Origin of the sequence: Pseudomonas sp. SH10-3B (assembly GCF_019891415.1) — a bacterium.
Classification (GTDB): domain Bacteria; phylum Pseudomonadota; class Gammaproteobacteria; order Pseudomonadales; family Pseudomonadaceae; genus Aquipseudomonas.
The window spans coordinates 1-5,555 of record NZ_JAFLXD010000095.1 but is presented as its reverse complement, the minus strand read 5'-3'; the positions used below and the strand labels follow the sequence as shown (position 1 = coordinate 5,555).

Sequence of the window (5,555 nt, the reverse complement as noted above, 5' to 3'; positions counted from 1 at the left end):
CTGCTTTCGCAAATGGGGTTTCGGAATTTAATCTTGACGATGACCTACTCTCACATGGGGAAACCCCACACTACCATCGGCGATGCATCGTTTCACTGCTGAGTTCGGGATGGGATCAGGTGGTTCCAATGCTCTATGGTCGTCAAGAAATTCGGGTACTGAGTCGTGGCCAGTTGGCCTCGCTTCAGCAAATTGGGTATGTGACAGCTGTCGGTGTTTTGTGAGCGTCGAACTTTCGGTTCATTGCGTCTTCACACACCGCAATCTGATGCTCTTTCGAGTAGTCAAATTGCTTGGGTGTTATATGGTCAAGCCTCACGGGCAATTAGTATTGGTTAGCTCAACGCCTCACAGCGCTTACACACCCAACCTATCAACGTCGTAGTCTTCGACGGCCCTTCAGGGGACTCAAGGTCCCAGTGAGATCTCATCTTGAGGCTAGTTTCCCGCTTAGATGCTTTCAGCGGTTATCTATTCCGAACATAGCTACCCGGCAATGCCACTGGCGTGACAACCGGAACACCAGAGGTTCGTCCACTCCGGTCCTCTCGTACTAGGAGCAGCCCCTCTCAAATCTCAAACGTCCACGGCAGATAGGGACCGAACTGTCTCACGACGTTCTAAACCCAGCTCGCGTACCACTTTAAATGGCGAACAGCCATACCCTTGGGACCGGCTTCAGCCCCAGGATGTGATGAGCCGACATCGAGGTGCCAAACACCGCCGTCGATATGAACTCTTGGGCGGTATCAGCCTGTTATCCCCGGAGTACCTTTTATCCGTTGAGCGATGGCCCTTCCATACAGAACCACCGGATCACTAAGACCTACTTTCGTACCTGCTCGACGTGTCTGTCTCGCAGTCAAGCGCGCTTTTGCCTTTATACTCTACGACCGATTTCCGACCGGTCTGAGCGCACCTTCGTACTCCTCCGTTACTCTTTAGGAGGAGACCGCCCCAGTCAAACTACCCACCATACACTGTCCTCGATCCGGATAACGGACCTGAGTTAGAACCTCAAAGTTGCCAGGGTGGTATTTCAAGGTTGGCTCCACGCAGACTGGCGTCCACGCTTCAAAGCCTCCCACCTATCCTACACAAGCAAATTCAAAGTCCAGTGCAAAGCTATAGTAAAGGTTCACGGGGTCTTTCCGTCTAGCCGCGGATACACTGCATCTTCACAGCGATTTCAATTTCACTGAGTCTCGGGTGGAGACAGCGCCGCCATCGTTACGCCATTCGTGCAGGTCGGAACTTACCCGACAAGGAATTTCGCTACCTTAGGACCGTTATAGTTACGGCCGCCGTTTACCGGGGCTTCGATCAAGAGCTTCGCGTTAGCTAACCCCATCAATTAACCTTCCGGCACCGGGCAGGCGTCACACCCTATACGTCCACTTTCGTGTTTGCAGAGTGCTGTGTTTTTAATAAACAGTCGCAGCGGCCTGGTATCTTCGACCGGCATGAGCTTACGGAGCAAGTCCTTCACCCTCACCGGCGCACCTTCTCCCGAAGTTACGGTGCCATTTTGCCTAGTTCCTTCACCCGAGTTCTCTCAAGCGCCTTGGTATTCTCTACCCAACCACCTGTGTCGGTTTGGGGTACGGTTCCTGGTTACCTGAAGCTTAGAAGCTTTTCTTGGAAGCATGGCATCAACCACTTCGTTAACTAAAAGTTAACTCGTCATCAGCTCTCGGCCTTAAGATCCCGGATTTACCTAAGATCTCAGCCTACCACCTTAAACTTGGACAACCAACGCCAAGCTGGCCTAGCCTTCTCCGTCCCTCCATCGCAATAACCAGAAGTACAGGAATATTAACCTGTTTTCCATCGACTACGCTTTTCAGCCTCGCCTTAGGGACCGACTAACCCTGCGTCGATTAACGTTGCGCAGGAAACCTTGGTCTTTCGGCGTGGGTGTTTTTCACACCCATTATCGTTACTCATGTCAGCATTCGCACTTCTGATACCTCCAGCAAGCTTCTCAACTCACCTTCACAGGCTTACAGAACGCTCCTCTACCGCATCACTTACGTGATACCCGTAGCTTCGGTGTATGGTTTGAGCCCCGTTACATCTTCCGCGCAGGCCGACTCGACTAGTGAGCTATTACGCTTTCTTTAAAGGGTGGCTGCTTCTAAGCCAACCTCCTAGCTGTCTAAGCCTTCCCACATCGTTTCCCACTTAACCATAACTTTGGGACCTTAGCTGACGGTCTGGGTTGTTTCCCTTTTCACGACGGACGTTAGCACCCGCCGTGTGTCTCCCATGCTCGGCACTTGTAGGTATTCGGAGTTTGCATCGGTTTGGTAAGTCGGGATGACCCCCTAGCCGAAACAGTGCTCTACCCCCTACAGTGATACATGAGGCGCTACCTAAATAGCTTTCGAGGAGAACCAGCTATCTCCGAGCTTGATTAGCCTTTCACTCCGATCCACAGGTCATCCGCTAACTTTTCAACGGTAGTCGGTTCGGTCCTCCAGTTAGTGTTACCCAACCTTCAACCTGCCCATGGATAGATCGCCCGGTTTCGGGTCTATTCCCAGCGACTAGACGCCCTATTAAGACTCGCTTTCGCTACGCCTCCCCTATTCGGTTAAGCTCGCCACTGAAAATAAGTCGCTGACCCATTATACAAAAGGTACGCAGTCACCCAACAAAGTGGGCTCCCACTGCTTGTACGCATACGGTTTCAGGATCTATTTCACTCCCCTCTCCGGGGTTCTTTTCGCCTTTCCCTCACGGTACTAGTTCACTATCGGTCAGTCAGTAGTATTTAGCCTTGGAGGATGGTCCCCCCATATTCAGACAAAGTTTCTCGTGCTCCGTCCTACTCGATTTCATGACTAAGAGATTTTCGCGTACAGGGCTATCACCCACTATGGCCGCACTTTCCAGAGCGTTCCGCTAATCTCAAAGCCACTTAAGGGCTAGTCCCCGTTCGCTCGCCACTACTAAGGGAATCTCGGTTGATTTCTTTTCCTCAGGGTACTTAGATGTTTCAGTTCCCCTGGTTCGCCTCTTGCACCTATGTATTCAGTACAAGATAACCATCTTATGATGGCTGGGTTCCCCCATTCAGACATCTCCGGATCAAAGTCTGTTTGCCGACTCCCCGAAGCTTTTCGCAGGCTACCACGTCTTTCATCGCCTCTGACTGCCAAGGCATCCACCGTATGCGCTTCTTCACTTGACCATATAACCCCAAGCAATCTGGTTATACTGTGAAGACGACATTCGCCGAAAATTCGATCATACTCAATTAAGAGTCACTCACAAATTTTACCTTAGCCTGATCCGTTACCAGTGAAAGTAACGTTCAGTCTATCTTTCTATCACATACGCAAATTTTTAAAGAACGATCTAATCAAAGACTAGAAATCAACATTCACCATCACTTGGATGGAATGCTCATTTCTAAGCTTTCATAACGTAGAAGCAGTAGTGGTGGAGCCAAACGGGATCGAACCGTTGACCTCCTGCGTGCAAGGCAGGCGCTCTCCCAGCTGAGCTATGGCCCCGTATTTCTACAGGCGTTTCCCACACAAAATTGGTGGGTCTGGGCAGATTCGAACTGCCGACCTCACCCTTATCAGGGGTGCGCTCTAACCAACTGAGCTACAGACCCAATTTCGGGCTGCTTCTTATCGTCTTCTTCAATGAATCAAGCAATTCGTGTGGGAACTTATGGAGCAGCTGATGTCGTCGATTAAGGAGGTGATCCAGCCGCAGGTTCCCCTACGGCTACCTTGTTACGACTTCACCCCAGTCATGAATCACACCGTGGTAACCGTCCTCCCGAAGGTTAGACTAGCTACTTCTGGTGCAACCCACTCCCATGGTGTGACGGGCGGTGTGTACAAGGCCCGGGAACGTATTCACCGCGACATTCTGATTCGCGATTACTAGCGATTCCGACTTCACGCAGTCGAGTTGCAGACTGCGATCCGGACTACGATCGGTTTTCTGGGATTAGCTCCACCTCGCGGCTTGGCAACCCTCTGTACCGACCATTGTAGCACGTGTGTAGCCCAGGCCGTAAGGGCCATGATGACTTGACGTCATCCCCACCTTCCTCCGGTTTGTCACCGGCAGTCTCCTTAGAGTGCCCACCATTACGTGCTGGTAACTAAGGACAAGGGTTGCGCTCGTTACGGGACTTAACCCAACATCTCACGACACGAGCTGACGACAGCCATGCAGCACCTGTCTCAATGTTCCCGAAGGCACCAATCTATCTCTAGAAAGTTCATTGGATGTCAAGGCCTGGTAAGGTTCTTCGCGTTGCTTCGAATTAAACCACATGCTCCACCGCTTGTGCGGGCCCCCGTCAATTCATTTGAGTTTTAACCTTGCGGCCGTACTCCCCAGGCGGTCAACTTAATGCGTTAGCTGCGCCACTAAGAGCTCAAGGCTCCCAACGGCTAGTTGACATCGTTTACGGCGTGGACTACCAGGGTATCTAATCCTGTTTGCTCCCCACGCTTTCGCACCTCAGTGTCAGTATCAGTCCAGGTGGTCGCCTTCGCCACTGGTGTTCCTTCCTATATCTACGCATTTCACCGCTACACAGGAAATTCCACCACCCTCTACCATACTCTAGTCAGTCAGTTTTGAATGCAGTTCCCAGGTTGAGCCCGGGGATTTCACATCCAACTTAACAAACCACCTACGCGCGCTTTACGCCCAGTAATTCCGATTAACGCTTGCACCCTCTGTATTACCGCGGCTGCTGGCACAGAGTTAGCCGGTGCTTATTCTGTCGGTAACGTCAAAACCATCACGTATTAGGTAATGGCCCTTCCTCCCAACTTAAAGTGCTTTACAATCCGAAGACCTTCTTCACACACGCGGCATGGCTGGATCAGGCTTTCGCCCATTGTCCAATATTCCCCACTGCTGCCTCCCGTAGGAGTCTGGACCGTGTCTCAGTTCCAGTGTGACTGATCATCCTCTCAGACCAGTTACGGATCGTCGCCTTGGTGAGCCATTACCCCACCAACTAGCTAATCCGACCTAGGCTCATCTGATAGCGCAAGGCCCGAAGGTCCCCTGCTTTCTCCCGTAGGACGTATGCGGTATTAGCGTCCGTTTCCGAACGTTATCCCCCACTACCAGGCAGATTCCTAGGCATTACTCACCCGTCCGCCGCTCTCAAGAGAAGCAAGCTTCTCTCTACCGCTCGACTTGCATGTGTTAGGCCTGCCGCCAGCGTTCAATCTGAGCCATGATCAAACTCTTCAGTTCAAACATCTTTGGGTTTTTAAGAAACCCTAAACTTGGCTCAGCAATCGTTGGTTATTCTTTGATTTCTCGCGGAGTAACTTGTGATGCTGATAATCTTGTTGACTATCAGTCTGACTCCACAAGCACCCACACGAATTGCTTGATTCAGTTGTTAAAGAGCGGTTGGTTAAGATCTTTCGTCTCAACCGAGGCGCGCATTCTACAGCAGCCTCATTTGCTGTCAAGTGATTATTTTCAGAAGCTTTCGAAGATTTCTTCAACAACTTCAACCACTTGCGCTTCCGATCTCTCGTCAGCGGGAGGCGAAT

General features: G+C 51.2%; 2 tRNA genes and 3 rRNA genes. All 5 read right to left on the bottom strand.

From position 1 onward, the window contains the following. Positions 1–31 precede the first annotated feature (31 nt). The 5 genes from rrf to J1G35_RS30330 all read right to left on the bottom strand — a co-directional run bounded on the left by rrf (position 32) and on the right by J1G35_RS30330 (position 5,247). Positions 32–147: ribosomal RNA gene (gene rrf, locus J1G35_RS30350) — 5S ribosomal RNA — on the bottom strand. A 157-nt stretch (positions 148–304) separates the two neighbouring features. After that, a 23S ribosomal RNA gene (locus J1G35_RS30345) occupies positions 305–3,196 on the bottom strand. 249 nt (positions 3,197–3,445) lie between these two features. After that, positions 3,446–3,521, bottom strand: a tRNA-Ala gene (locus tag J1G35_RS30340). Positions 3,522–3,551: 30 nt separating this feature from the next. Continuing rightward, positions 3,552–3,628: transfer RNA gene (locus J1G35_RS30335), tRNA-Ile, on the bottom strand. A gap of 82 nt (positions 3,629–3,710) precedes the next feature. Continuing rightward, a 16S ribosomal RNA gene (locus J1G35_RS30330) occupies positions 3,711–5,247 on the bottom strand. The 16S, 23S and 5S rRNA genes sit together here with 2 tRNA genes alongside, the layout of an rRNA operon. Positions 5,248–5,555: the final 308 nt, after the last annotated feature.